Here is a 26375-nt window from a genome sequence, read left to right as displayed (position 1 = left end):
ATGTCCGACCGGTGTTTGCTCCCATCCCGAGCCGCTCCGCGCATTGCCCTGATCCATGGGTGTTCGACCAATAATAATCCGCGTCCAAACGCGCAATGACCGTCAGGGATACCTCCATGAGCACCACCTACCAAGAGGGCGCAGCCGCCGCCCCGACCAACTCGACCGCCCGCGTCGCCACGGCGAGCATCGTCGGCACCGCCATCGAGTTCTACGATTTCTATATCTACGCCACGGCCGCCGCACTGGTGATCGGGCCGGTGTTCTTCCCGCAGACGTCCGGCACCGCACAGATGCTGGCCTCGTTCCTGACGTTCGGCATCGCCTTTATCGCCCGACCGCTGGGCTCGGCGTTGTTCGGCCACTTTGGCGACCGTATCGGGCGCAAATCCACCCTGGTGGCCTCGTTGCTGCTGATGGGCGTGTGCACCACCTTGATCGGTTTGCTGCCCGGCTATGACAGCATCGGCGCCTGGGCACCGATCCTCTTGTGCGTATTGCGCTTCGGCCAGGGCCTGGGCCTTGGCGGAGAATGGGGCGGCGCGGCCTTGCTGGCGACCGAGAACGCGCCCAAGGGCAAACGCGCGTGGTTTGGCATGTTCCCGCAGTTGGGCCCGTCGATCGGGTTTCTGGCGGCCAACGGTTTGTTCCTGATCCTGGCCATGAGCCTCAATGACGAGCAGTTCCGCAGCTGGGGCTGGCGCATCCCGTTCATCCTCAGCGCCGCGCTGGTGATGGTGGGCCTGTATGCACGCCTCAAGCTGCACGAGACACCGGTGTTCGCCAATGCCGTGGCCCAGGAAAAGCCGGTCAAAGTGCCGCTGGTGGAATTGTTCAGCCAACATTGGATGCCGGTGCTGCTGGGCGCCGCGTCGATGGTGGTGTGCTATGCGCTGTTCTATATCACCACTGCATTTTCGTTGAGCTACGGTGTTTCCACCTTGGGCTACAGCCGTGAAACCTTCCTCGGCCTGCTGTGTTTCGCGGTGCTGTTCATGGGGCTGGCGACACCGCTGGCGGCATTGGCCAGCGACCGTTACGGGCGCAAGCCGGTGCTGATTGTCGGCGCGGTCCTGGCGATTCTGTCGGGGTTTACCATGGAGCCGCTGCTGACCCATGGCTCGACCTGGGCGGTGGCCCTGTTCCTGGCGCTGGAGCTGTTTTTGATGGGCGTGACCTTCGCACCAATGGGCGCGCTGCTGCCGGAACTGTTCCCGACCCGCGTGCGCTATACCGGCGCATCGGCGGCGTATAACCTGGGTGGGATCGTGGGAGCCTCGGCGGCGCCGTTCTTCGCGACCAAGCTGGTGGCGATGGGCGGGCTGAGTTATGTCGGTGGGTATGTGTCGGCGGCAGCGCTGCTGAGTTTGATTGCAGTGCTGTGCCTGAAAGAGACGCGGGATAACGACTTGAACAAGGTCGCCTGATAGACCGCTATTGCAGGCAAGCCAGCTCCCACATTAGAAAGCACTCACATCAAAATATGTGAACCCAATCAAATGTGGGAGCTGGCTTGCCTGCGATAGACGCGACGGGGTTTTAGAGCTCTACAACAACTGCTTGGGAAGCACGGGTCGCCTTGGCCCGAGCCGCTTCAATCGACTCGTCCCGCGCCAGCGCCACGCCCATACGGCGCTGGCCATTCACTTCAGGCTTGCCAAACAGACGCAACGCCGTATCCGGCTCGCTCAACGCAGCGCCGAGGTTGGCAAACGCCGTCTGGGTCGACTGCCCTTCCACCAGAATCACCGCCGAAGCCGAAGGCCCGAACTGACGGATCAAAGGGATCGGCAGACCCAGGATGGCCCGGGCGTGCAGGGCAAACTGCGACAGGTCCTGGGAGATCAAGGTCACCAGGCCAGTGTCATGGGGGCGCGGCGACACTTCGCTGAACCACACCTGGTCGCCCTTGATGAACAACTCCACACCAAACAGACCACGACCACCCAAGGCTTCGGTCACCGCCTTGGCAACGCGCTCGGATTCCGCCAAAGCAATCGGGCTCATGGCCTGCGGCTGCCAGGACTCCTGATAGTCGCCCTTCTCCTGACGATGACCCACCGGAGCGCAGAAAGTGGTACCGCCGATATGGCGTACGGTCAGCAGTGTGATTTCGTAGTCGAAATCGATAAAGCCTTCGATGATCACCCGGCCCTTGCCGGCACGACCGCCCTCTTGGGCGTAGTCCCAGGCTTTCTGCACGTCATCAGTGCTGCGCAACAGGCTCTGGCCCTTGCCCGACGAACTCATCACCGGCTTGACCACGCACGGGAAACCCAGGTCCTGGACGGCCTTGCTGTAGTCTTCGAAGGTGTCGGCGAAGTGGTACGGCGAGGTCGGCAGGTCCAGTTCTTCGGCGGCCAGGCGACGGATGCCTTCACGGTTCATGGACAACGACGTGGCGCGGGCGGTCGGGATTACGGTAAAGCCTTCGGCCTCCAGTTCCACCAGGGTGGCGGTGGCGATGGCTTCGATTTCCGGCACGATAAAGTGCGGCTTCTCCGCCTCGATGACCGCACGCAGCGCTGCGCCGTCGAGCATGTTGATCACATGGCTACGGTGCGCCACCTGCATGGCCGGCGCGTTGGCGTAGCGATCCACGGCAATCACTTCAACGCCCAGGCGCTGCAGTTCGATCACTACTTCCTTGCCCAGCTCACCGCAGCCACACAGCAAAACGCGGGTCGCGGTTGGCGACAATGGAGTTCCGATTCGGGTCATCTCAGGTCCTCAGGGGAGCGGATCATGGGGGAGAAAGGCCGGCATTTTACATGAACTGTAAAAATTGGCCTCAGTTGGCGACAGCCCGCCGGCGAATGCGCCAGGCCATGATCAACCACACCACGGTGACACCGGCGAATTTGGACACCAACGCCGTGCCCGCCACCGCCGGGGTCAGCGCGCCGATCAGGCCGAAAAAGATAAAGGTATCGAGGGGAATGCTCAGCGCCGAACTTATCCACAGGCGATCATGCAGCGGGCGCTTGGTGATGCTGAACACCAGCCAGTCGATACACTCGGACACCGCAAACGCCGTGGCACTGGCCAGGGCGATGGACGGGTCGGAGGTGATATAGGACAGCACCAGCGCCGCGAGCATGGCGATGATTGCGCCATGGCCGAAGCGGGTTTGCACCATGTCGCGCAGGATAAATACCAGGCCGCCCCAGGCGGACCAGATGACGTCCAGGTGTGGGGCGGTGGAGAAGGCGAAGTTGATCAGCACGACGCTGCTGATATAGGCGATCAGGAAAAACATGGGGATGGACCTGTGGGTAATGCCGCACAGGGTACACAATTACAAGGATGTCGTCTGGCAGGGCCTCATCGCAGGCAAGCCAGCTCCCACATTTGAACGCATTCACACATCAAGGGTGGGAGCTGGCTTGCCTGCGATGAGGCCTGTCAGACGCCAGATTTCCCAGGGGTCATCCACATCATCCCACTGGCCACCGCCCGCTCATGGCACAACCCCAGCACCAACCGGCGTTCGGCATTATCCATGCGGCCCCAACGCGTAATCTCGTCCACATTGCGCTGGCAGCCGGTGCAGATATCGTCATCGTCCAGCGCGCAAATACTCACGCACGGCGAGGCAACAGGCCGTTCAACCGTACTCATTCTTCCTGCTCAACCAGATCCCGCGCGTAACGCTGCGAGTTATGCACATAGTGCGCAGCGCTGGCTTCGAGCATCCGCTTCTGCGCCTCGGTCAGCTCACGCACCACTTTGCCTGGCGAGCCCATGACCAGCGAGCCATCGGGGATTTCCTTGCCTTCACCGATCAGCGAGTTGGCGCCGATGATGCAATGCTTGCCAATCTTGGCGCCATTGAGCACCACCGCGTTAATACCGATCAGGCTGTAGTCGTCGACGGTGCAGCCGTGCAGCATGGCGTTATGGCCAATGGTCACGCCAGTGCCCAGGGTCAGCGGGTAGCCCATGTCGGTGTGCATCACGCTGCCGTCCTGCACGTTGCTGTTCTTGCCGATCAGGATCAGCTCGTTATCGCCACGCAATACCGCGTTGAACCAGACGTTGGCGCCCTCCTCCAGCTTGACCTTGCCCACCAGGGTGGCATTGGGTGCCACCCAACTGTTGGGATGCGTCTCGACGCGGGCATCGCCCAGGCGGTATTTCATGGTTTTCCCTCACGGCTTGCCATTCATGCGATGGCTTAGATATTGATAAAACTTTTGGGCGGCTGGTGCAGGCTGATCTTGGCATCGTCATAGAGCAGGTTAATCAGCTCGACAATCATGATTGCCGTCAGCCCCCAGATTTTGTATTCGCCGAACCGGTAGCTGGGCACATACCAACTGCGGCCCTGGTAATCAATGCGGTGGGTATGTTCGCGTGGGTCCTGTCGGAAAAAGTCCAAAGGCACGCTGAAAACGGCGGCAATCTCGGCGTCGTTGGCCAGGTATTCGACGTAATCGGGGATCACGCCCACATACGGCGTTACGCGGATGCCGTGCAGGGAAATCAGCGGGCTCAACGGGCCGATGACTTCAACCAGCCCCGGCGGCAGGCCGATTTCTTCTTCGGCTTCGCGCAAAGCGGTAAAGATCAGGTCCGGGTCTTCGGGGTCGCGGCGCCCGCCGGGAAAGGCCACTTCGCCACCGTGGGTCGACAGCCCGCTGGCGCGCAGGGTCAGGATCAGCTCGGGTTCGTCACTGCGGGTAATCGGCACCAGCACCGCCGCCTCGGGGAAACGCCCGTCGGTTTCCAGGGTATGGGGGGTGTGATTGCTTACCCGGCGAAGTAGCTCGTCCAGCATGAGTCATCTCGGTCTGTTGGCTACCTTGCATCATGCACCAAAGCGTGCGAGCGCCCAACCCCAAAACCGCAGAGCTGTCGCTAAACGACAACTTGCAGGAACGCCCGGCACCAAGCCAAGATGTGCCCATTCTCCAGGAACCCCAGCATGAATTTCTGCAGCCAGTGCGGCAAACCGGTGACCCAACGTATTCCCGAAGGCGACGCGCGCCTGCGTTATGTATGCGATCACTGCTCGACCATTCATTACCAGAACCCCAATATCGTCGCCGGTACCGTGCCGGTGTGGGGCGACCAAGTGCTGCTGTGCCGCCGCGCCATCGAGCCACGCCTGGGTTACTGGACCCTGCCCGCCGGCTTTATGGAAAATGGCGAGACCGTCGAACAGGCCGCCATGCGTGAAACCCTGGAAGAAGCCTGCGCCCGGGTGCGCAACTTAAGCATCTATACCCTGATCAATGTGCCGCACATCAGTCAGGTGCATATCTTCTACCGCGCCGAATTGATCGATCTGGACTTCGCCGCTGGCCAGGAGAGCCTGGAAGTGAGGCTGTTCGACGAAGCCGATATCCCTTGGTCCGAGCTGGCTTTCCGCACGGTCGGGCGTACCTTAGAATGCTTCTTCGCTGACCGTCGCCAACAGGCGTACCCGGTACGTAGCGAATCTGTGCCACCGCTGTCCAAGCCCGCCCAATAACAAGCCGGCCGATCGTCGCCAAAGGGATACCGTTTCAATGCGTTGGTTGCTTGCTCTGATCTGCCTGTCGTTCGCCACGCTGTCCCCGGCCGCCACGGTGCAAACCCTTGGCGGTAAAACGGTCGAGAAAGTCCTGGTGCTCAAGTCCGCCCACCAATTGCAACTGATCAACGACGGCAAACCGTTCAAGACCTACCGCATTTCCCTGGGCAAGAACCCCAAGGGCCACAAGCTGATCGAAGGCGACCGCCGCACACCCGAAGGCCTCTACTGGATCGACTGGCGCAAGACCAGCGACCGCTTCAACCTGGCCATGCACATTTCCTACCCCAACATCAGCGACGCCGCCCGCGCCCGCCGCGAAGGCGTAAAGCCGGGCAGCATGATCATGATCCACGGCACCCCCGACACCGAAGACTACCCGGAACAGTGGTTTCACACCCTGGACTGGACCGACGGCTGCATCGGCATGCGTAACGTGGACATGCGCGAAGTGTGGAGTCTGGTCAAAGACGGCACCCTGATCGAGATTCGGCCGTAATCACGCGCCGTTCGTAAAATAATTCGAAAATAATTCCTGCCCCAGGCAGCGCCTGCCCGTGAATACCAGTTCACCGCGCGGGACCCTGCACTTGCGCGCGCAATAAAGACCTCTCTAATACCACTTGATACCAAGCCCCATTAAAGCGCCCTGAAACCGGGATTCGCGCCGTTTTGGTAGCATTGACATGGTATTTAAGTGGTATTAATTTCCGGCCATTACCGGGCGACAACATTCCAATAACGCATCGGAAACCTGACAGATGAATCCCATCCTGGCCCTGCGCCCCGACGATAAGCAGTCCACGCCGCTGTACCTGCAACTGGCTCGCAGCCTTGAAGCCGCGATCCATGCCGGCCAGTGGAAGTCCGAACAAGCCTTGCCTTCGGAACGCGCCCTCAGCGAGCAGTTGAGCATCTCGCGGGTCACCGCCCGTAAAGCGCTGGAAGTGTTGCTGGCCCAAGGCCTGATCCGTCGCAGCCAAGGCTCCGGCACCTTTATCACGCCGCGTCTGGAACAACCTTTGTCGCGCCTGTCGGGGTTCAGCGAAATGCTGCGGCTCAAGGGGTTTGTGCCCACGTCCCAGTGGCTGGAGCGCGATATCACCCCGCCGACCCACGAAGAACTGATCCGCCTGGGCCTGTCGCCCACCGACAAAGTGGCGCGCCTCAAGCGCCTGCGCAAAGCCGATGACACGGTGATGGCGATTGAAATGACCGCCATGCCGGCCTCGGTGTTGCCCCACCCCCAGGCCATCGGCAATTCGTTGTACGAATACCTGGAGAGCATCGGCAAGCCCATCGTGCGCGCCTTGCAGCATATCCAGGCGATCAATGCCTCGGACGAGTTCGCCGCGCTGGTCGGCATCGCCCCCGGCACCGCCATGCTACTGATGACCCGCGTGGGCTACACCGCCGACAACACGCCGATTGAGATCACCGACACCTATTGCCGCAATGACTACTACGACTTCGTCGCAGAGCTGCGCCGCCATGACTACTCCGCCTGAAGGCGAACTTAGAGAACTGCCCATGACTGAAGACAATATCCTCACGCCCAGCGGCTGGATGCGCGGTCGCCTGGTGCACGAGCACGGCAAGGTTGTCGCCATTGACGGCACGCCGTGCGACCCGGCCGACAACGACCTGCCCTACCTGTTGCCGGGCTTTATCGACCTGCATGTGCATGGCGGTGGCGGCGCGGACATCATGGAAGGTGCGGGTGCCTTCGAGACCATTACCCGTACCCACGTGCGTTTCGGCACCACCTCGCTGCTGGCCACCACCATGACGGCGCCGGTGGAAGAAATTTCCCGCGTGCTTGGTGAACTGGGCAACTTCTGCGAACAACGCCCCGTGGGCAGTGCGCGGGTGCTGGGCGTGCATTTGGAAGGGCCCTACATTAACCCCGGCAAACTCGGCGCCCAACCTAACTTCGCCCACACCGCGTTGATGGCCGAAGTCGAAGCCTACCTGCGCCTGGCGCCGATCCGGGTGATCACCATCGCCCCGGAAATCGCCGGCCACGACGGCCTGATCCGCGCCCTCAGCCAACGCGGCGTGCGCATGCAGATCGGCCACACCCTGGGCAGCTATGAAGAAGGCGTTGCCGCCCTGGCCGCTGGCGCCACCAGTTTCACCCACTTGTACAACGCCATGAGCCCGCTGCATCACCGCGAACCCGGCATCGTCGGCGCCGCGCTGGCCCACGCCCAGTACGCCGAGCTGATCCCGGACTTGCTGCATGTGCACCCCGGCGCCATGCGCGTGGCGCTGCGCTCGATCCCCTGCCTGTACTGCGTCACTGACTCCACCGCCGCCGCCGGTATGCCCGACGGCGAATACAAGCTGGGCAGCCACACCGTGACCAAATGCCTGGGCGGCGTGCGCCTGGCCGATGGCACCCTGGCCGGCAGCACCCTGACCATGGACCAGGCGCTGCGCAACCTGGTGAAAATCGGCCTGCCCATCAGCGAAGCCTCACAACGCCTCTCGCAATTTCCTGCGGACTACCTGGGCCTGGAAGAACGCGGCCGCCTGCAACCGGGCAGCTTTGCCGACTGCGTACGCCTGGACCGCTCCCTGACACTCACCGACGTAATGGTCGAAGGAGAAACCATTGACTTCAAAAATGCTTGAAGAGGCCCTGGCCTCCTGCAACGCCGTCGCGGCCCAACTGCAACGCCTGGACCCGATGCTGGAAGAAATCGCCGGGCGCCTGCGCCGCCAGCCGCCGCAAGTGGCGATGACCATCGCCCGCGGCAGCTCCGACCATGCCGCCAGCTACTTCGCCTATCTGGCCATGCAGCATGTGGGCATCCCGGTGGCGTCGTTGCCGATGTCGGTAGTGACCCTGTTGCAGGCGCCGATGAAGGTCAGCGGCCAAGTGGCATTCGGGTTCTCCCAATCGGGGCAGAGCCCGGATCTGGTCAACAGCCTGCGCCTGTTACGCAAGCGGGGTGCCTTGAGCATCTCAATGGTCAATGCCGAAGACTCGCCGCTGGAAGCCGCCTGCGAGTTCCACGTGCCGCTGTGCGCCGGGCCGGAACTCAGCGTGGCCGCCACCAAGAGTTTTATCGCCACCCTGAGCGCCAGCGCGCAGCTGATCGGCCACTGGAATCAGGAAGCCGACCTGTTGCAAGCCTGCCAGGCTCTGCCCGATGGCCTGCGTGACGCCGCCAAGCAAGATTGGCGCCTGGCCGTCGACGCCCTCAAAGGCAGCCAGCGCTTGATGGTGATCGGCCGTGGCGCCGGGTTTGCCATCGCCCAGGAAGCCGCGCTCAAGCTCAAGGAAACCTCGGCGATCCAGGCCGAAGCCTTCAGCAGCGCCGAAGTGCGCCATGGCCCGATGGCGCTGATTGACGAGAACTACCCCCTGCTGGTGTTCGCCCCACGCGGCGCCGAACAGGCCGGCCTGTTGAGCCTGGCCGCCGATATGCGCCAACGCGGCGCCCGCGTGCTGCTGGCCGCACCGGACGATATCGCCGAACGCGACCTGACGCTCAGCCGCGCCGAACACCCGAGCCTGGACCCGATCCTGGCGATCCAGAGCTTCTACGTGATGGCCGCAGGCCTTGCTGAGGCACGGGGCATGGACCCGGACCAGCCGCGCCACCTGAGCAAAGTCACCCGCACGCACTAAAGCGGCGTTTTCCTGATGAGTACCGTGCCCATGCCCAACAACAATAATCCATTGACCTTCAGCGCCCCCTTGAGTGGGCCGGTGCTGGCCCTGAACCGCGTCCCCGACGAAGTGTTCGCCAGCGGCGCCATGGGCGACGGTCTCGCTATCGACCCGCTGAACGATTGCCTGCAGGCGCCCTGCGACGGCGTGATCATCCATGTCGCCCGCACCGGGCATGCGCTAACGCTTCGCGCCGACAACGGTGCCGAAGTGTTGATGCATATCGGCATCGACACTGTTGAGCTCAATGGCGAAGGCTTTGCCTTGCTGGTGAAGGAAGGCGCACGAGTGAGCGAGGGCCAGCCGTTGGTGCAGTTTGATCTGGATCGTATTGCGCGCCAGTGCAAGAGCTTGGTGAGCCTGATCATCCTCACCAACAGCGACCGTTTTGCGCTGACGCCTCTGGCAGTGAAAAGCGTCAAGGCCGGTGAACCGCTGATGCAATTTGCCCCGCGTTCGGGCACCGCCGTGCAGGCAGCTGTGGATAACTCCAGCGCCGAAGCCAGCGCCAGCGTGCACATCACTCACCGTGGCGGCTTGCATGCGCGCCCTGCCGCACTGGTGCGCAAGACGGCGCAAGGTTTCAGCAGTCAATCGCAGCTGCACATCGGTGATAAATCAGCGGCGTGCGACAGCCTGATCGGCCTGATGGGGCTGGGTATTGGCGAAGGCGACGAGGTGCGGGTGACCTGCCGTGGCACCGATTGCGAAGCCGCGTTGCAGGCGCTGGTCGCCGCGCTGTCTGTGGTGGTGCACGAAGAACATCAGGCGCCGGTCGTGGCCACGCCCCGCCGCGTGAATACCCAAGCCAATGTACTGCAAGGCGTGTGCGCGGCACCGGGCCTGGTGTGCGGGCCGTTGTTCCGCCTGACGGGCATCGAGCTGCCGCAAGACACCGGCAGCCATAACGTCGAGGAGCAACAGCAACAGCTGAATGCGGCCCTTGAGCAAGTGCGCGGTGAAATCCGCAGCACCCTGGACCACGCTCGCCAACGCAAGAACGTCGAGGAAGAAGAAATCTTCGCCGCCCACCTCGCCCTGCTGGAAGACCCGGCGTTACTCGACGCAGCCACCGCCGCCGTCGAAAAAGGCAGCGCCGCCACCCACGCCTGGCGCGATGCGATCCAGGCCCAATGCGCCGTGCTGTTGGCGTTGGGCAAGCCGCTGTTCGCCGAGCGCGCCAACGACCTGCGCGACCTGCAACAGCGGGTATTGCGTGCGTTGCTGGGTGAAGCCTGGCATTTCGAATTGCCGGCCGGTGCGATTGTCAGCGCCCATGAACTGACGCCCTCAGACCTGCTGCAACTGAGCACGCAACAGGCCGCAGGCATCTGCATGGCCGAAGGCGGCGCGACCTCCCATGTGGCCATTTTGGCCCGAGGCAAAGGCTTGCCCTGTGTGGTGGCGTTGGGCGATGAAGTGCTCGACGTGCCCCAAGGCCAACGGGTGGTGCTCGACGCCGCCAATGGCCGCCTGGAACTGGCCCCCAGCGAAGCGCGCCATGCCGAAGTCCACCAGATTCGCGAAACACAAAAACTGCGTCGTAAAGAGCAGCAGGCCCAAGCCCAGCAAGCGGCGAGTACCCGCGATGGCGTGACCATCGAAATCGCCGCCAATGTCGCCTCCAGCAGCGAAGCCCAACTGGCGTTCGCAAACGGCGCCGATGGCGTCGGCCTGCTGCGCACCGAATTCCTGTTTGTCGACCGTCGCACCGCGCCGGATGAGCAGGAACAACGCCAGGCTTATCAGGCTGTGCTAGACGCCATGGGTGACAAGTCGGTGATCATCCGCACCATCGATGTGGGCGGCGACAAGCAACTCGACTACCTGCCGCTGCCCGTCGAGGCCAACCCGGTGCTGGGCCTGCGCGGCATTCGCATGGCCCAGGTACGCCCGGAACTGCTCGACCAGCAACTGCGTGCCCTGCTGCAAGTCGCGCCGCTGGGGCGTTGCCGCATCCTGCTGCCGATGGTCAGCGAGGTGGATGAACTGCTGCAGATTCGCCAGCGCCTGGATGAACTGTGCGCCGAGTTGGGTTTGAGCCAGCGCCCCGAACTGGGGGTGATGATCGAAGTGCCCGCCGCCGCGCTGATGGCCGAAAAGCTCGCCGAGCATGCGGACTTTTTGTCCATCGGCACCAATGACCTGTCCCAGTACACCCTCGCCATGGACCGCGACCACGCAGGCCTGGCCGCCCGTGTCGACGCGCTGCACCCGGCGTTGTTGCGGCTGATCGCCCAAACCTGCACCGGCGCAGCCAAGCATGGCCGTTGGGTTGGCGTGTGCGGCGCGCTGGCCTCCGACCCGCTGGCCACGCCGGTACTGGTCGGCCTGGGCGTCACCGAGCTGTCGGTAAGCCCGCCGCAGATCGGAGAGATCAAGGACCGCGTTCGTCATCTGGACGCGGCGCAATGCCGGCAACTGAGCCAGGCACTGCTCGACCTGAGCAGCGCTAAAGCCGTTCGCCAAGCCTGTCAACACCACTGGCCGCTGAGCTGAAAACAACAAGAATAGGGAGACACGCCATGTACCAACACTTTATCGAAGGCCTGCAACGCCTGGGCCGCGCCCTGATGCTGCCGATTGCGATCCTGCCAATCGCCGGCCTGTTGCTGCGCCTGGGCGACACCGACTTGCTCAACATCGCGGTGATGCACGATGCCGGCCAGGCGATCTTCGCCAACCTGGCGCTGATCTTCGCCATCGGCATTGCCGTAGGGTTTGCCCGTGACAACAACGGCACCGCAGGCCTGGCCGGGGCGATTGGTTACCTGGTGATGATCTCCACGCTCAAGGTGATGGACACGTCCATCAACATGGGCATGCTCGCCGGTATCGCCAGCGGCCTGATGGCGGGCGCGCTGTATAACCGTTTCAAAGACATCAAGTTGCCGGAGTACCTGGCGTTCTTCGGTGGGCGACGCTTTGTGCCGATTGTCACCGGCTTCAGCGCGGTGGGCCTGGGCGTGATCTTCGGCCTGATCTGGCCGCCGATCCAGCACGGCATCAACAGCTTCGGCGTGCTGCTGATGGAAAGCGGCAGCCTGGGCGCGTTCGTGTTTGGCGTGTTCAACCGCCTGCTGATCGTCACCGGCTTGCACCACATCCTTAACAACATGGCCTGGTTCGTGTTCGGCAGCTTTACCGACCCGGTGACCGGCGCGGTGGTCACCGGTGACCTGACTCGTTACTTTGCCGGCGACCCCAAAGGCGGCCAGTTCATGACCGGCATGTTCCCGGTGATGCTGTTCGGCCTGCCCGCCGCCTGCCTGGCGATGTACCGCAATGCGTTGCCTGAGCGGCGCAAAGTGATGGGCGGCATCTTCCTGTCGATGGCGCTGACCTCGTTCCTCACCGGGGTGACCGAGCCGATTGAATTTGCTTTCATGTTCCTGGCGCCGTTCCTCTACTTGCTGCATGCGCTGCTGACCGGCCTGTCGATGGCCGTGACCAACATGCTCAATATCCACCTGGGCTTTACCTTCTCCGGTGGTTTTATCGACATGGTGCTGGGCTGGGGCAAGTCCACCAATGGTTGGCTGGTGGTACCGGTGGGCTTGGCTTACTCGGTGATCTACTACACGGTGTTCAGCTACTGCATCCGCCGCTTCAACCTGAAGACACCGGGCCGGGAAGATATCCAGGTGGTGCAGGCTGAAGCGATGAGTGATAACCAGCGTGCGACGGCTTATATCCAGGCGTTGGGTGGGGCTGAGAACTTGCTGAGTGTGGGTGCTTGCACCACGCGGCTGCGCTTGGACATGGTGGATCGCAACAAGGCGGTGGATGCAGCGTTGAAAGCGCTGGGCGCCATGGCTGTGGTGCGGCCGGGGAACGGCGGCAGTTTGCAGGTAGTGGTTGGGCCAATGGCCGATAGCATTGCTGATGAGATTCGCTTGGCGATGCCGGGGTTTGTTGCCGCAACGCCTGTAGCGGTTGCGCCTGTGGATAAGCCGGTGGCGGTGAATGTACACGAGGCCGAAAAGTGGCTGAATGCCCTGGGTGGCCGAGAGAATGTGCGCCAACTGGAAGCGGTAGCGATGACCCGGTTGCGGGTGGAGTTGGGCGATGATTCGGGGTTGTCTGAAGCTCAGCTCACTGTGCTCGGTTGCCAGGGTGTGAGTCAGCTTGAGAGCGGTGTTTGGCACTTGTTGGTTGGTGACAAGGCCTCTGGCTTGGGTGAGGCGTTGGAGCGGTTGGTTACCCGCCCGATCAACGCCTGATCACCCTGTGACCGATCGTTCCCACGCTCTGCGTGGGAATGCCGCCCCGGACGCTCTGCGTCCCGCCCTGCGCAAGGGTGACGCAGAGCGTCACAGGATGCATTCCCACGCGGAGCGTGGGAACGATCAGTTAGCGGTGGCTGCTGACACTTCGTGAAGATCCAGCACCCGATCCACCATCAACTGGATCCCTTCCACCATCCGATGAATCCCCAGCACTGCATCACGCAGGGGGCCGTCGACATCAAAAGCCAGTTGACCCGCCAGTGCCTGCACGGATGCCAGGTCTTGGGAGGCGTTGGCGAGCAGGGTTTCGCTGTTCAGGTTGGTTAGGATGGTGAAGATTTGGTCGGTGGGCTGGGAATCAGATGGGGGATTGGGACTGTCTTTGATCATGGTAAACCTCTGGTGTGAAGTAAGAACTACCAGCATCACTTGCAGATGATGGGTGGCAGCTGTGTGCGGGCCTGCAAGACCGAGAGTCACCAGCAAGTCTCGGTAGACCCGAAGGTCTCCCGCACACAGCCGCCATAAATGGCGACCATGAAAAAGCGCCGCAATTATAAAGGCGCTTGTGACTAACTGGTGAGGTTTCGGCGGGCTTGCAGTCCCGGTCGCTGAATTGGCAGCGACTGGCGAAGGTTAGTGGTACCCGTTCCGAGGGACAACCTGAAAGGCTTGTCGGAAAGTTCTGAGGCGCCTGCACCGGCGCCATCGCAGGCAAGCCAGCTCCCACAGTGGGTTGATGCATGACAGGACAACACGATCAAACTGTGGGAGCCGGGCTTGCCCGCGATGAGGCCCTTGCAGGCAACAAAAAACCCGCCGACCAAACTGGCCCAGCGGGTTTCTTGTTTATGCAGCCAGCCGATCAAAAATCCGCCAACTGCCACACCTCATACGCAGGTGTCTCATAGGGATGGCTGAGCTTCAAAGCAGCCACAGCGGCCACGATCAATTCATCTGCCACCACCAACTCAACCTTCCACTCTTCAACCACTTCAACCTGGCCGACCTGCCCGATAAACGGCTGACTGCCGTCCAACGCGCGGAATTGGCCCTGGCCCAGCACTTGCCAGGCGCAGCTGTCGTAGTCGCCGATGCGCCCGCCGCCGGCTGCGAAGACGGCGGTTTTTACCGTCTCCACATGGCTGTCGGGCACGAAGAAGGCGAGCTTGTACACGGCCTTAGTTCACCCACACGCGAGCGTTGCGGAACATGCGCATCCAGGCACCGTCTTCGTTCCACTCTTCCGGGCGCCACGAGTTCTGCACGGCGCGGAACACGCGCTCCGGGTGCGGCATCATGATGGTCACGCGGCCGTCGCGGCTGGTAAGGCCGGTGATCCCGCGAGGCGAGCCGTTCGGGTTGGCCGGGTAGCTTTCGGTGACCTTGCCGTGGTTGTCGACGAAACGCAGGGCTACGGTGCCGGACAGGTCGGCTTCGAGCAGCGCTTCTTCGCTGGCGAATTCGGCATGGCCTTCGCCGTGTGCGATGGCGATCGGCATACGCGAACCGGCCATGCCCTGCAGGAAGATCGAGTTGGACTCCTGCACCTGCACCATGGCGACGCGGGCTTCGAACTGCTCGGAACGGTTGCGCACAAAGTGCGGCCAGAACTCGCTGCCCGGGATCAGTTCGCTGAGGTTGGACATCATCTGGCAACCATTGCACACACCCAGGGTGAAGCTGTCGTTGCGTTCGAAGAAGCCCTGGAACGCATCGCGGGCACGGCTGTTGAACAGGGCCGACTTGGCCCAGCCTTCACCGGCACCCAGCACGTCGCCGTAGGAGAAACCACCGCAGGCCACCAGGCCCTTGAACTCGTTGAGGTCAACGCGACCGGCGAGGATGTCGCTCATGTGCACGTCAATCGCATTGAAGCCGGCGCGGTCGAACGCCGCCGCCATTTCCACCTGGCCGTTGACGCCCTGCTCACGCAGTACGGCAACCTGAGGACGAATGCCCTTCTTGATGTAAGGCGCGGCGATGTCCTGGTTGACGTCGAAGCTGAGCATGGTGCTCAGGCCCGGGTTGTCTTCTTCCAGGATCACGTCGAATTCCTGCTCGGCGCAGTCGGCGTTGTCGCGCAGACGCTGGATCTGGTAGCTGGTCTCGGCCCACTGGCGTTGCAGCAAACGACGCTGGCCGGTAAAGACCGTGTCGCCGTTGAACGAGATATTGACTTCACCGTTGTTGATCGGCTGGCCAATCACCGCCACGCACTCGGCCAGGCCAGCGGCGCTGAACTGGGCGAGCACGTCTGGGGTCGCGTCCTGGCGTACCTGGATCACTGCACCCAATTCTTCGTTGAACAGGATGCCGTTGATTTCGGCAGCATCCTCGGCAACGCTGTCGAGCACGATGTTCAGGCCGCAGTGACCGGCGAAGGCCATTTCGACAACGCTGGTCAGCAAACCACCGTCGGAACGGTCGTGGTAAGCCAACAGGTGGCCGTCGGCGTTCAGGCCCTGGATCACGGCGAAGAAGGCCTTGAGGTCTTCGGCGTCGTCGACGTCCGGGGCCTGCTTGCCGAGCTTGCCGTGGGTTTGCGCCAGGATCGAGGCGCCCATGCGGTTCTGGCCACGGCCCAGGTCGATCAGGATCAGGTCGGTGGTGCCCTTGTCCATGCGCAGTTGCGGGGTCAGGGTCTGGCGGATGTCAGTGACCGGCGCGAAACCGGTGACGATCAGCGACAGCGGCGAAGTGACGCTCTTATCGGTGCCGTCTTCGTTCCAGCGGGTGGCCATGGACATGGAGTCCTTGCCCACCGGAATGGTGATACCCAGTTCCGGGCACAGCTCCATGCCGACGGCTTTGACCGTGTCGTACAGGCGCGCATCTTCACCCGGGTGGCCGGCAGCGGACATCCAGTTGGCCGACAGTTTGATGTCGGACAGCTTGCCGATACGCGAGGCCGCGATGTTGGTGAGGGTTTCACCGATGGCCATGCGGCCCGACGCCGGAGCGTCCAGCAGGGCCAGCGGTGTGCGCTCGCCCATGGCCATGGCTTCACCGGTGTACACGTCGAAGCTGGTGGCGGTGACGGCAACGTCAGCCACCGGCACTTGCCAAGGGCCGACCATTTGGTCACGAGCCACCAGGCCGGTGATGGTGCGGTCGCCGATGGTGATCAAAAAGCTTTTGCTCGCCACGGCCGGGTGGTGCAGCACGCGTTCGATGCTGTTGGCCAGGTCCAGCGTGCTTGGGTCGAAATCATCGCCCAGTTCAGCTTCACGGTTGGCCGAACGGTGCATGCGCGGGGCCTTGCCCAGCAGCACTTCCAATGGCATGTCCACGGGGCTGTTGCCAAAGTGGCTGTCGGTGACGGTCAGTTGCGGCTCGGCAGTGGCTTCGCCGACCACGGCAAACGGGCAACGCTCGCGTTCGCAGATGGCCTGGAAGCGTGCGAAGTCTTCAGGGCCAACAGCCAGTACGTAGCGTTCCTGGGATTCGTTGCTCCAGATTTCGTGCGGGGCCATGCCCGGCTCGTCGTTTGGAATGTTGCGCAGTTCGAAACGGCCACCACGCTCGCCATCGTTGACCAGTTCCGGGAAGGCGTTGGACAAACCGCCGGCGCCGACGTCGTGGATGAAGCTGATCGGGTTCTTGTCACCCAACTGCCAGCAACGGTCGATGACTTCCTGGCAGCGGCGCTCCATCTCAGGGTTTTCGCGCTGTACGGAAGCGAAGTCCAGATCTGCCGAACTGGTGCCGGTGGCCATGGAAGAGGCTGCGCCACCGCCCAGGCCGATCAACATCGCCGGGCCGCCGAGCACGATCAGCTTGGAGCCGACCAGAATCTCGCCTTTCTTGACGTGTTCTTCACGGATGTTGCCCATGCCGCCAGCCAACATGATCGGCTTGTGGTAGCCGCGCACTTCATCGCCACGCGGGGTGGTGATGGACTGCTCGAAGGTCCGGAAGTAACCGGTGAGCGCCGGGCGCCCGAATTCGTTGTTGAACGCGGCGCCGCCCAGCGGGCCTTCGATCATGATGTCCAGCGCGGTGACGATGCGCTCAGGCTTGCCGTACGGCACTTCCCACGGCTGTTCAAAGCCTGGGATCTGCAAGTTGGATACGGTGAAACCGGTGAGGCCCGCCTTGGGCTTGGCGCCACGGCCGGTAGCACCTTCATCGCGGATTTCACCGCCCGAACCGGTAGCTGCGCCCGGGAACGGGGCAATCGCGGTCGGGTGGTTGTGGGTCTCGACCTTCATCAGGATGTGCACCGGCTCCTGCACCGCGCCGTACTGGCGGGTTTCAGGGTCCGGGAAGAAACGGCCGGCGACGGAGCCGACGATGACCGAGGCGTTGTCCTTATAAGCCGACAGAACGCCTTCGCTGTGCATCACGTAGGTGTTCTTGATCATGCCAAACAGGCTTTTTTCCTGGCTTTCGCCGTCGATGTCCCAACTGGCGTTGAAGATCTTGTGACGACAGTGCTCGGAGTTGGCCTGGGCAAACATCATCAGTTCGATGTCGTGCGGGTTGCGCTGCAAGCCGTTGAAGGCGTTGACCAGGTAGTCGATTTCGTCGTCGGCCAGGGCCAGGCCGAGTTCGGTGTTGGCCTTCTCGAGGGCGGCGCGACCGCCACCGAGCACGTCAATCGCGGTCAGCGGCTTGGGTTCGGCGTGGCTGAACAGGCCGGCAGCCTGTTCCAGCTGGCTGACGATGATCTGGGTCATGCGGTCGTGCAGGCTGCTGGCGATCAGCTCGGCCTCGGCGTCGCTGAACTGGCCGGCGACGTAGAAGGCGATCCCACGCTCCAGGCGCTGGATTTTATCCAGGCCGCAGTTGCGGGCGATGTCGCTGGCCTTGCTCGACCAGGGCGAGATGGTGCCGAACCGTGGCAGAACCAGGAACAAGCGGCCAGTCGGCTCTTGAACGGGAACGCTTGGGCCGTACTTCAGAAGGCGTGCCAGCACTTGCTGTTCGTCGGCGGTCAAGACGCCGGTTACGTCGGCGAAGTGAGCAAATTCAGCGTACAGGCCTGTAACAGCTGGAACCTTCTGGCTCAGTTGCTCAAGGAGTTTGCTGTGGCGAAAGGCAGAAAGGGCAGGAGCGCCGCGCAGGATCAACATCTTCGGGACAGCCTCGGGAAGGGGTGTGCTTTGAGGCCGTGCATTCTAGCGTAAACCTTCGCCAACGGCACCCGAAACGCTACCGGTGGCCGCCGCCGAACGTCAGTTGGCACGCTTTGCCTGCGATCACGGCGTTATCCAGGGTGTTGGGCGCAGTTATTTTAACCGTCACAATCGCTCGCCAAGCCCCGTTTCTGCGGGCTGCAGCACAGTTTTACGCTGGCTAGCAGACAAGCGCGCCGCTGTCGAGATATGGCGCCGTGAGCCGTTTGCGTATACTGCGCAGATGTTCTTCCCAACTGTTTCGCGCCTGCGATGGGTCAAATGGCTCATCGCCACCCTGCTCTTCCTGATGCTCAGTGCCTGTGTTGATAAACCCAGCACACTGGAGCGAATCAAGGAGGATGGCGTATTGCGGGTGGTCACCCGCAACAGTCCGGCCACGTATTTCCAGGATCGCAACGGTCAGACCGGTTTCGAATATGAACTGGTCAAGCGCTTTGCCGACGAGTTGGGCGTGAAGCTGGAAATCGAGACCGCCGACAACCTTGATGACCTGTTCGGTCAGTTGGGCAAACCCAACGGTCCGGTTCTGGCCGCCGCCGGCTTGGTCAGCAGCGAGCAGCGCCGGCAACAGGTGCGTTTTTCCCACCCGTACCTGGAAGTGACCCCGCAGATCATCTACCGCAACGGCCAATCGCGCCCCACCAACGCCACCGACCTGGTGGGCAAGAAGATCATGGTGCTCAAGGGCAGCACCCACGCCGAGCAACTGGCGGCGCTGAAGAAGCAGAACCCCGCAATTGAATACGAAGAGTCCGACGCGGTTGAAGTGGTCGACCTGCTGCGCATGGTCGACGAGGGGCAAATCGACCTGACCCTGGTGGACTCCAACGAAGTCGCCATGAACCAGGTGTACTTCCCCAATGTGCGCGTGGCCTTCGACCTCGGCAATGCCAGCAACCAGAGCTGGGCCGTGGCGGCAGGCGACGACAACAGCCTGCTCAACGAGATCAACAGTTACCTGGACAAGGTCGAGAAGAACGGCACCTTGCAGCGTCTGAAAGACCGCTACTACGGGCACGTCGACGTGCTCGGCTATGTCGGCGCCTACACCTTTGCCCAGCACTTGCAACAACGCCTGCCCAAGTACGAGAAACACTTTCGTGCGTATGCCAAGGCAGAAAAGGTCGATTGGCGGCTGCTGGCAGCCATCGGCTACCAGGAATCGCTGTGGCAACCCACGGTCACCTCCAAGACCGGCGTGCGCGGCCTGATGATGCTGACCCAGAACACCGCGCAAGCCATGGGCGTGTCCAACCGCCTGGACCCCAAGCAGAGCATCATGGGCGGCGCCAAGTACCTGGCCAGGATCAAGGATGAGCTGGACGACAAGATCGCCGAGCCCGACCGCACCTGGTTCGCCCTCGCCGCTTACAACGTAGGCACCGGCCACCTGGACGACGCGCGCATCCTGGCGAAGAAAGAAGGCCTGAACCCGAACAAGTGGCTGGACGTGAAGAAAATGCTGCCACGCCTGTCGCAGAAGCAGTGGTACAGCAAGACCCGCTATGGTTATGCACGTGGCGGCGAGCCGGTGCATTTTGTGGCGAACATCCGGCGTTACTACGACATTCTTACCTGGGTGACCCAACCGCAGCTGGAAGGCAACCAGGTGGTGGAAGGCAACCTGCATGTGCCGGGCGTGGACAAGACCAAGCCTGCGCAAGACACCCCTCAACTCTGATCACGACAGCCCGCACACTGCAAATCCCTGTGGGAGCCGGGCTTGCCCGCGATGGCGGCCTGACAGTCAAGGTATTCGGCGCCTGACACACTGCTATCGCGGGCAAGCCCGGCTCCCACATTTGATCATCGTAGCCTTATAGGCCGGTGAGCAGGTGGAGCACGCCGCCCGGCAGTACCATCACGGCGGGTATGCCCGCTGCCTTCAACGCCGACTCATCCAACCCACCCACCTCCTTTAATTGCACCCTCACACGCGTCAGTGCCACGCGCTGCTGTGACGTGACGTTCCCCTCCCCACCCAATGCACTCAGCACCTCGGCCGACAACAGGCTCGGTGTCGACGCGGTAACCGTCTCCGCCACCAAATCAGGCGTCAGGGCTTTCCAGAACGCCCGCTGCAATTTCTCGAACATGCTCAGTGCTCCACGACAGGTGAGGTTTCAACGGTGGCGGCGTGGTACAGGCGCAGGGCCTCACGCACTTGGCCGGCTTCTTCCAGGCCCAGCACTTGGCGGGCGATGATCTGGCAGTCGAGCAGGTCCAGCTCACGCACGGTGGCCTTGATGGTCGGGATCAGCGGCACGCTGACCGACAGCTCATCCACGCCGAGCCCGATCAATACCGGCACCGCCACGGTTTCAGAGGCCAGCGCACCACATACCCCCACCCACTTGCCGTGGGCATGGGCCGCCTTGACGGTGATGTCGATCAAGCGCAGTACCGCCGGGTGAAAACTGTCGGCCTGGCTGGCCAGGCGCGGGTGGTCACGGTCCATGGCGAGGGTGTATTGGGTCAGGTCGTTGGTGCCGATGGAGAAGAAATCCACATGGGGCGCAAACACATCCGCCATCAGCGCCGCGCTGGGGACTTCGATCATGATGCCCAGCTTCGGTAACTCGGTCAGCCCGAGCGCCAACGCCTCTTCTTCGAGCATCTTGCGCGCCAGGTGCAGCTCCGACAGCAGGCTGACCATCGGCAACATGATATGCAGCCGCGCCAGGCCTGCGCTGGCAAGAATCGCGCGCAGCTGTTCACGCAGCAACTCGGGGCGCTCCAGGCACAGGCGAATACCGCGCAGGCCAAGGAACGGGTTGGTCTCGCTTTCCATCGGCACATAGGCCAAGGGCTTATCGCCACCCACATCCAAAGTGCGCACTACCAGGTTGCGCTCGGTACCCAGGGCGCGGGCGATGGCGCTGTAGGTGCCAGCCTGCTCTTCGGCGCCAGGGGCGCGGTTGCGGTCCAGGTAGAGGAACTCCGAACGCAGCAGGCCCACGCCTTCCCCGCCCAGGGTCAGGGATTGCTCCACTTCCTGCAAAGAAGCCACGTTGGCCGTGACTTCGACATGATGCCCATCGCGGGTGACCGCCGCCCGTGAGGCCTGCGCCACTTCACGTTGCAGCCGCAGTTTTTGCTGTTGGCGAACTGCCTGCAATTGTTCGATTTCAGCCAGGTCCGGCTCCAGGTGCAGCTCGCCTTTGTCAGCATTGAGCAGCACCCGTTTGCCGTTGGCCAGGGCCAATACCTGGCTCGGCACCCCGCAAATCGACGGCAGGCCGAGCGCCCGGGCGAGGATTGCCACATGGCTGGTCGCGCCACCGGCGACCGTGACGAAGCCTAAAACTTTACTGGCATCCAGGCCGGCGGTTTGTGAAGGCGTCAGCTGTTCGGCGACCAGGATGGCGCACTCCGGCAGGTCCATTGATCGCTCAGGCACGCCCAGGATCAACTTGAGCACGCGCTGGCCAACATCGGCCAAGTCCGCCGCACGCTCAGCGAGCAGTGCTTTACCCAGGCCCTCGAAGAGTTGAGCAGTCGCCACTGTGGCGCAGTTCCAGGCAAAGGCGGCACTCTTGCCCTCGGCCAGCAGGCTATAGGCTTGTTCCAGCAGGGTGGGGTCTTCGAGCAATTCTTGATGGGCGCGAAAGATTTCAGCCTGGGCACTGCCGGCCGCCTTGGCTTGCAAGCCTTGCAGCGCCTCGGTTGCCGCCCGCAGGCCACGCGCCAATGCGGCCCGCTCAAAGGTTTCTCCGGCGCCAGCTTCGGGAATATCGAGCGCCGGCTCCGCCACTTGGACAACCTGGCCAAACGCCGAGCCCGGTGATGCGCAGACGCCCCGCAGCACGGTCGCCGAAGACGCCGGCACAGCGGGCCTGCTGATCTTCTCGACCGCTACCGGCAAGGTCTCGCCACAGCCGTCGAGCAACAACGCCACCAGCGCCTGGATCGCCGCCTCGGCATCCTCGCCCGCCGCGCTCACCTGCAGGCTATCGCCCTGGGAGGTCTGCAGCGCCATGATCGCCACAAGCGACTTGGCATTCGCGCTCAAGGTTTGCTTGTGCAGAAAGATGCTGGAACTGAACCCCTTTGCCGCCTGGGCAAACACTGCCGCAGGTCGGGCGTGCAAGCCGTTGGCATTGGGCAGGGTTACTGGCTTGGAGAACAGCGCATTGCCCTCCTCCTCGTCCACCTCAGCGGCCATCTGCCCCGGTGAAACCTGCAACAGTGGTTGGCCGGACTCGACCAGCGCCTGATCGGCCACCAACGGCACAAACGGCTCGCCGCTCACAATGAGCATCAAGGTCAACAGGCTGCGTGCATGGAGCGCCACATAGTCTGCATCGAACTCGATCAGCGGCTGCCCGGCCTCCACCCGTTGGCCTTCCTCGACCAGGCGGGTGAAGCCCTGGCCTGCCAGGTTCACGGTGTCCAGGCCAATATGCAGCAGCACCTGCACACCGTTATCGGCGGTGACACTGACCGCGTGGCCGCTGTCCTGAATGTTGCTGATCACCCCGGCTAACGGTGCGCAGAGGGTCTGCGAGGTGGGGTCGATGCACAGGCCATCGCCAATCACGCGGCCGGAAAATACCGGGTCGGGCACCTGATCCAGCGCCAGCAAAACCCCGGACAAGGGTGCCAGCAGTTCCAGGGGTTGAGATGTGGTCATGACTTCACCTGTTTGTGTTGTTCTTTAAAAATCATTGAGTCGATGCAAGGTTGAGGATGACGAAGATCAAAGGTGGGAGCCCGGATTACTTCCACCAATATTCGACCTGCACACCGACGTTCGACCCATGCCGCGCCGTGCCATAGGCGCCGGTGTCGGACAACGCCGAGCCCGCCGCCAACTCATTGGCCGCACGCTTGGCCGCTTTGTTCCAGGACGCATAGGTGTAATACAGCCGTACTTCCGGCCGAGCCCAGAACTCAGGGCCTTTGGGCGACCAGGTCGGAGCGAAGGTAAATTTGCTCAGTTTGCGCGTACCTCCGGTGGCCTCGACCTGATCGTGCCCCAGCTCAGTGACCAGTTTGAATTGCTCGCTGAGCGCATACGCCGGACGCACACCGAGGGACATCCAGTTCTGATCCTGACGCCCAGGACGCACATCTTTCTGGTACACAGCTTCAACTTGTCCACCGAAACGCGGTGTCACCTGCCAATCAAAGAACTCCACGGCGCGGTAACTTTTGCTGCTTTTGTCCAGCGTGGTATTGCCGGTGTAACCCAGGCCGGTGCCAGGGCCTTCGCCGTACTGCAGGGCAAACTTGTTCTTGCCACCCAGGAAGGCCGCTTGTACATGCTGCGCCGTCAGTGCCCAGCCGCTGTTGGTGTCACGCCCACCGGCCTTGGCGATGTAGCTCAAGCCAAGCTCCAGTTCGCCACCGGGGTTGGTCTTGAAACCTGCGACGTTGAAGTCGTGACGGGTGGCGTATTCCTTCTGGTACAAGTTGTCCTTGCGCGACAGGGCGTAGCTGTATTTCAAGCCGCCGATCAGCACGTCCTCGATTCCCCCGCCGGTGGCGCTCTGGTTCCAGTAGTAGAAATCCGAGATATGGATGTCGTTACGCTTGTAGTAACGCCGCCCGGCCCACAGCGAACCGCCATTGAGACTGGGCAGGTTGGACCATTGTGCGTACATCTGCGGCATACGCGCCGAACCGTTGTTTTCGCCCTGGAACTTCAGGGCGCGGTCGTACTTGTTGTAGAGGGAAGCCATGGCATCGACGCTGAACACCGAACCGTCATCGAGGGTAAGCAGGTCCTGGCGCAATTCCAGTTCAGCGTACTGCTCGCATTCGTTGCCCAAGCGGTACTTGGTTTGCGCCCCCGGCAGTTGGAAGCATTGCTGCTTGCCACTGCCGGTCGATGTGCCTGCGCCGCTGCGCAAGTAACCGGCGAATTCCAGAGCCTGGGCGCCAAACGGCACAGCGAGGCACGAGGCGATAAGGCCCAGCTTTATTGTTGTTTTCATGAAGCGCTCCTTTTCTTTTTATTGTTTTTTCTTACTGTCTTGCGTGACGCGATCACCTGTAGGAGCGAGCTTGCTCGCGAAGAACTTGCAGCCTCCACGCACACCCTGGAGGGGCGCGTTATCGTTGGCGATCTTCGCGAGCAAGCTCGCTCCTACAGGGGGTATCTCAACCCGTCAGGTGCAGCACGAAGGACTCATAGGGGCGTAGCACCACCGTGCTCGTGCGCACCGGGCAGTCGGGGTAGTTGCTGATCAGCAAGCGTTGTTCGCACGCCGCGTTGATGACGCCATCGGGCAATTGGATTTCGCACGGCGTGCCGTAGAAGTTGTTGAGCACCAACAGGCGCTCGCCCTGGCCTTCACGCAGGTAGGCCCAAACCTTGGGATGGTCTTGCAGCAGTGGGCGATAAACGCCTTGCTGGATCAGAGGCTCATGGCGCCGCAGGGCGATCAATGCACGGTAGTGATGCAGCACCGAGTCCGGGTCATCCAGCTGGTTTTCGACGTTGATGTGCGCGGCGTTGGCCGGGATGCCGATCCACGGCACGCCAAGGCTGAAGCCGGCATTGGCCTGGCTGTTCCACTGCATGGGCGTACGCCCGTTGTCGCGAGACTTCTGCATGATTGCCGCCATGCTCGACGCCTCGGACTCTCCTGCATCGCGCTTGAGCCGGAAGATATTCAGGGTTTCCACATCGCGATATTGTTCGATGCTGTCAAAGCCCGGATTGGTCATACCCAGTTCTTCGCCCTGATACACATAGGGTGTGCCCTGGAGGAAGTGCAGCGCGGTGGCAAGCATCTTGGCCGAGACCACGCGATATTCGCCGTCATCACCAAAGCGCGAGACCACCCGTGGCTGATCGTGGTTACACCAGAACAACGCGTTCCAACCACCACCGGCCTGCATACCTGTCTGCCAATCGGAGAGGATCTGCTTGAGTTGCAGGAAATCAAAATCAGCCTTCACCCACTTTTGCAGGTTGGGGTAATCGACTTTCAGGTGGTGGAAGTTGAAGGTCATCGACAGCTCTTTCGAGGCCGGATTCGAGTAGCGAATGCAGTGTTCCAGGCGAGTGGACGACATCTCGCCCACGTTAATCAGGTCATGGCCTTCGAAGACTTCGCGGTGCATTTGCTGCAGGTACTCATGCACATGCGGGCCGTCGGTATAGAAACGGCGGCCGTCGCTGGTGTCTTCAGGGAAATCGGCGGGCTTGGAGATCAGGTTGATCACATCCAGGCGAAAACCACCCACGCCTTTGTCTCGCCAGAAACGCATCATCTTGAACACTTCGGCGCGCACCCTGGGGTTGTCCCAATTGAGGTCGGCCTGGGTATGGTCAAACAGGTGCAGGTAATACTGGCCAGTCTGCGCTTCGTATTCCCAGGCCGAGCCGCCGAACTTGGACTCCCAGTTGTTCGGCTGGTCGCGCCAGATGTAGAAGTCGCGGTAAGGGTTATCGAGGCTGCTGCGTGCCTGCTGGAACCACTCGTGCTCGACGGAGGTGTGGTTGACCACGATATCGAGCATCAAACGGATGCCGCGCTTGGCCGCCTCGCTGATCAGCAAGTCGCAGTCGGCCATGGTCCCGTAGCTGGGGTCGATGGCGTAGTAGTCGCTGATGTCGTAGCCGTTGTCACGCTGAGGCGAACGCAGGAAGGGGGTGACCCACAGGCAATCCACGCCCAGCCACTTGAGGTAGTCGAGTTTGTCCACGATGCCCAGCAGGTCACCGGTGGCGTTACCCGCGTGGCTGTGGAAGCTTTTTGGGTAGATCTGGTAGATCACCGAGTGTTGCCAGGTTTGCATGGTGGGTTCCTTCAGTAGAGTTGGGTGCTGGCCCTTCTGGCCTCATCGCA

21 protein-coding genes are annotated in these 26375 nt (G+C 62.1%); 9 read left to right on the top strand and 12 right to left on the bottom strand.

Going from position 1 to position 26375, the window contains the following annotated elements:
* The first annotated feature begins 116 nt into the window (after window positions 1-116).
* A complete protein-coding gene (locus JFT63_RS08400) occupies window positions 117-1427 on the top strand; it encodes an MFS transporter (RefSeq protein WP_198843767.1) in 1311 nt (436 codons plus the stop codon).
* A 112-nt stretch (window positions 1428-1539) separates the two neighbouring features.
* On the opposite strand, the gene purT is transcribed toward JFT63_RS08400, so the two are convergent.
* The 5 genes from purT to JFT63_RS08375 form a co-directional block, all read right to left on the bottom strand.
* Window positions 1540-2721, bottom strand: coding sequence for a formate-dependent phosphoribosylglycinamide formyltransferase (gene purT, locus JFT63_RS08395; RefSeq protein WP_198843766.1), 1182 nt, complete (start codon window positions 2719-2721; stop codon window positions 1540-1542).
* Window positions 2722-2791: 70 nt separating this feature from the next.
* Window positions 2792-3259 (bottom strand): preQ0 transporter, encoded by a 468-nt coding sequence (locus tag JFT63_RS08390; RefSeq protein ID WP_003193971.1) that lies wholly within the window; start codon window positions 3257-3259, stop codon window positions 2792-2794.
* Between the two features lie 146 nt (window positions 3260-3405).
* Entirely contained in the window at window positions 3406-3621 is a 216-nt protein-coding gene (locus tag JFT63_RS08385; protein ID WP_198843765.1) for a DUF1289 domain-containing protein, read from the bottom strand.
* The gene (locus JFT63_RS08380) at window positions 3618-4142 is read right to left on the bottom strand and encodes a gamma carbonic anhydrase family protein (RefSeq protein ID WP_054898908.1); all 525 of its coding nucleotides are present in this window, start codon (window positions 4140-4142) and stop codon (window positions 3618-3620) included. Before JFT63_RS08380 ends, JFT63_RS08385 begins: the two co-directional genes overlap by 4 nt.
* 35 nt (window positions 4143-4177) lie before the next feature.
* Window positions 4178-4780: a CoA pyrophosphatase gene (locus JFT63_RS08375; RefSeq protein ID WP_016971944.1), complete on the bottom strand. Its 603-nt coding sequence runs from the start codon at window positions 4778-4780 to the stop codon at window positions 4178-4180.
* Window positions 4781-4927: 147 nt separating this feature from the next.
* On the opposite strand from JFT63_RS08375, the gene JFT63_RS08370 reads away from it, so the two are divergent.
* From JFT63_RS08370 to nagE, 7 genes are all read left to right on the top strand, one after another.
* Window positions 4928-5476, top strand: coding sequence for an NUDIX hydrolase (locus JFT63_RS08370; protein WP_003193976.1), 549 nt, complete (start codon window positions 4928-4930; stop codon window positions 5474-5476).
* Window positions 5477-5513: 37 nt separating this feature from the next.
* The gene (locus tag JFT63_RS08365; protein WP_057703892.1) at window positions 5514-6017 is read left to right on the top strand and encodes a L,D-transpeptidase family protein; all 504 of its coding nucleotides are present in this window, start codon (window positions 5514-5516) and stop codon (window positions 6015-6017) included.
* Window positions 6018-6279: 262 nt separating this feature from the next.
* A complete protein-coding gene (locus JFT63_RS08360) occupies window positions 6280-7026 on the top strand; it encodes a GntR family transcriptional regulator (protein WP_032895423.1) in 747 nt (248 codons plus the stop codon).
* A 22-nt stretch (window positions 7027-7048) separates the two neighbouring features.
* Window positions 7049-8155 carry an N-acetylglucosamine-6-phosphate deacetylase gene (gene nagA / locus JFT63_RS08355; RefSeq protein ID WP_198843764.1) on the top strand — a complete coding sequence of 369 codons (1107 nt, stop codon included), beginning with the start codon at window positions 7049-7051 and terminating at the stop codon, window positions 8153-8155.
* On the top strand, window positions 8136-9158 hold the full coding sequence (locus JFT63_RS08350; protein ID WP_198843763.1) for an SIS domain-containing protein: 1023 nt from the start codon (window positions 8136-8138) through the stop codon (window positions 9156-9158). The genes nagA and JFT63_RS08350 overlap by 20 nt, the downstream gene beginning before the upstream one ends.
* A gap of 30 nt (window positions 9159-9188) precedes the next feature.
* Window positions 9189-11699, top strand: a complete 2511-nt coding sequence (gene ptsP / locus JFT63_RS08345; RefSeq protein WP_198843835.1) for a phosphoenolpyruvate--protein phosphotransferase — start codon at window positions 9189-9191, stop codon at window positions 11697-11699.
* Window positions 11700-11725: 26 nt separating this feature from the next.
* Complete coding sequence (nagE, locus tag JFT63_RS08340) at window positions 11726-13423, top strand: N-acetylglucosamine-specific PTS transporter subunit IIBC (RefSeq protein ID WP_198843762.1); 1698 nt, start codon at window positions 11726-11728, stop codon at window positions 13421-13423.
* 126 nt (window positions 13424-13549) lie between these two features.
* Here the strand turns inward: nagE and JFT63_RS08335 are convergent, their stop codons facing one another.
* The 3 genes from JFT63_RS08335 to purL form a co-directional block, all read right to left on the bottom strand.
* A complete protein-coding gene (locus tag JFT63_RS08335; RefSeq protein WP_020301367.1) occupies window positions 13550-13819 on the bottom strand; it encodes a DUF6124 family protein in 270 nt (89 codons plus the stop codon).
* 475 nt (window positions 13820-14294) lie between these two features.
* Window positions 14295-14606, bottom strand: a complete 312-nt coding sequence (locus tag JFT63_RS08330) for a hypothetical protein (RefSeq protein WP_054897795.1) — start codon at window positions 14604-14606, stop codon at window positions 14295-14297.
* Between the two features lie 4 nt (window positions 14607-14610).
* Window positions 14611-18507 carry a phosphoribosylformylglycinamidine synthase gene (gene purL, locus JFT63_RS08325; protein ID WP_198843761.1) on the bottom strand — a complete coding sequence of 1299 codons (3897 nt, stop codon included), beginning with the start codon at window positions 18505-18507 and terminating at the stop codon, window positions 14611-14613.
* A 286-nt stretch (window positions 18508-18793) separates the two neighbouring features.
* On the opposite strand from purL, the gene mltF reads away from it, so the two are divergent.
* Window positions 18794-20254, top strand: a complete 1461-nt coding sequence (gene mltF, locus JFT63_RS08320; RefSeq protein WP_057703898.1) for a membrane-bound lytic murein transglycosylase MltF — start codon at window positions 18794-18796, stop codon at window positions 20252-20254.
* Between the two features lie 136 nt (window positions 20255-20390).
* On the opposite strand, the gene JFT63_RS08315 is transcribed toward mltF, so the two are convergent.
* From JFT63_RS08315 to treC, 4 genes are all read right to left on the bottom strand, one after another.
* Window positions 20391-20669, bottom strand: a complete 279-nt coding sequence (locus JFT63_RS08315) for a PTS transporter subunit EIIB (RefSeq protein ID WP_198843760.1) — start codon at window positions 20667-20669, stop codon at window positions 20391-20393.
* Window positions 20670-20671: 2 nt separating this feature from the next.
* Window positions 20672-23206: a phosphoenolpyruvate--protein phosphotransferase gene (gene ptsP / locus JFT63_RS08310; protein ID WP_198843759.1), complete on the bottom strand. Its 2535-nt coding sequence runs from the start codon at window positions 23204-23206 to the stop codon at window positions 20672-20674.
* 85 nt (window positions 23207-23291) lie between these two features.
* Window positions 23292-24512 carry a maltoporin gene (locus JFT63_RS08305; RefSeq protein WP_198708046.1) on the bottom strand — a complete coding sequence of 407 codons (1221 nt, stop codon included), beginning with the start codon at window positions 24510-24512 and terminating at the stop codon, window positions 23292-23294.
* 166 nt (window positions 24513-24678) lie between these two features.
* Complete coding sequence (treC, locus tag JFT63_RS08300) at window positions 24679-26325, bottom strand: alpha,alpha-phosphotrehalase (protein ID WP_198843758.1); 1647 nt, start codon at window positions 26323-26325, stop codon at window positions 24679-24681.
* Window positions 26326-26375 lie beyond the last annotated feature (50 nt).

Source organism: Pseudomonas sp. MF7453, assembly GCF_016405455.1.
GTDB lineage: Bacteria > Pseudomonadota > Gammaproteobacteria > Pseudomonadales > Pseudomonadaceae > Aquipseudomonas > Aquipseudomonas paralactis.
Note: the sequence above shows the minus strand (reverse complement) of the source record. Positions and strands in the feature narration are given on the sequence as shown.

Coding starts and splice junctions, on each gene's coding strand:
- JFT63_RS08400 (WP_198843767.1), top strand. CDS start 117: ATGAGCACCACCTACCAAGAGGGCGCAGCCGCCGCCCCGACCAACTCG.
- purT (WP_198843766.1), bottom strand. CDS start 2,721: ATGACCCGAATCGGAACTCCATTGTCGCCAACCGCGACCCGCGTTTTG.
- JFT63_RS08390 (WP_003193971.1), bottom strand. CDS start 3,259: ATGTTTTTCCTGATCGCCTATATCAGCAGCGTCGTGCTGATCAACTTC.
- JFT63_RS08385 (WP_198843765.1), bottom strand. CDS start 3,621: ATGAGTACGGTTGAACGGCCTGTTGCCTCGCCGTGCGTGAGTATTTGC.
- JFT63_RS08380 (WP_054898908.1), bottom strand. CDS start 4,142: ATGAAATACCGCCTGGGCGATGCCCGCGTCGAGACGCATCCCAACAGT.
- JFT63_RS08375 (WP_016971944.1), bottom strand. CDS start 4,780: ATGCTGGACGAGCTACTTCGCCGGGTAAGCAATCACACCCCCCATACC.
- JFT63_RS08370 (WP_003193976.1), top strand. CDS start 4,928: ATGAATTTCTGCAGCCAGTGCGGCAAACCGGTGACCCAACGTATTCCC.
- JFT63_RS08365 (WP_057703892.1), top strand. CDS start 5,514: ATGCGTTGGTTGCTTGCTCTGATCTGCCTGTCGTTCGCCACGCTGTCC.
- JFT63_RS08360 (WP_032895423.1), top strand. CDS start 6,280: ATGAATCCCATCCTGGCCCTGCGCCCCGACGATAAGCAGTCCACGCCG.
- nagA (WP_198843764.1), top strand. CDS start 7,049: ATGACTGAAGACAATATCCTCACGCCCAGCGGCTGGATGCGCGGTCGC.
- ptsP (WP_198843835.1), top strand. CDS start 9,189: ATGCCCAACAACAATAATCCATTGACCTTCAGCGCCCCCTTGAGTGGG.
- nagE (WP_198843762.1), top strand. CDS start 11,726: ATGTACCAACACTTTATCGAAGGCCTGCAACGCCTGGGCCGCGCCCTG.
- JFT63_RS08335 (WP_020301367.1), bottom strand. CDS start 13,819: ATGATCAAAGACAGTCCCAATCCCCCATCTGATTCCCAGCCCACCGAC.
- purL (WP_198843761.1), bottom strand. CDS start 18,507: ATGTTGATCCTGCGCGGCGCTCCTGCCCTTTCTGCCTTTCGCCACAGC.
- mltF (WP_057703898.1), top strand. CDS start 18,794: ATGTTCTTCCCAACTGTTTCGCGCCTGCGATGGGTCAAATGGCTCATC.
- JFT63_RS08315 (WP_198843760.1), bottom strand. CDS start 20,669: ATGTTCGAGAAATTGCAGCGGGCGTTCTGGAAAGCCCTGACGCCTGAT.
- ptsP (WP_198843759.1), bottom strand. CDS start 23,206: ATGACCACATCTCAACCCCTGGAACTGCTGGCACCCTTGTCCGGGGTT.
- JFT63_RS08305 (WP_198708046.1), bottom strand. CDS start 24,512: ATGAAAACAACAATAAAGCTGGGCCTTATCGCCTCGTGCCTCGCTGTG.
- treC (WP_198843758.1), bottom strand. CDS start 26,325: ATGCAAACCTGGCAACACTCGGTGATCTACCAGATCTACCCAAAAAGC.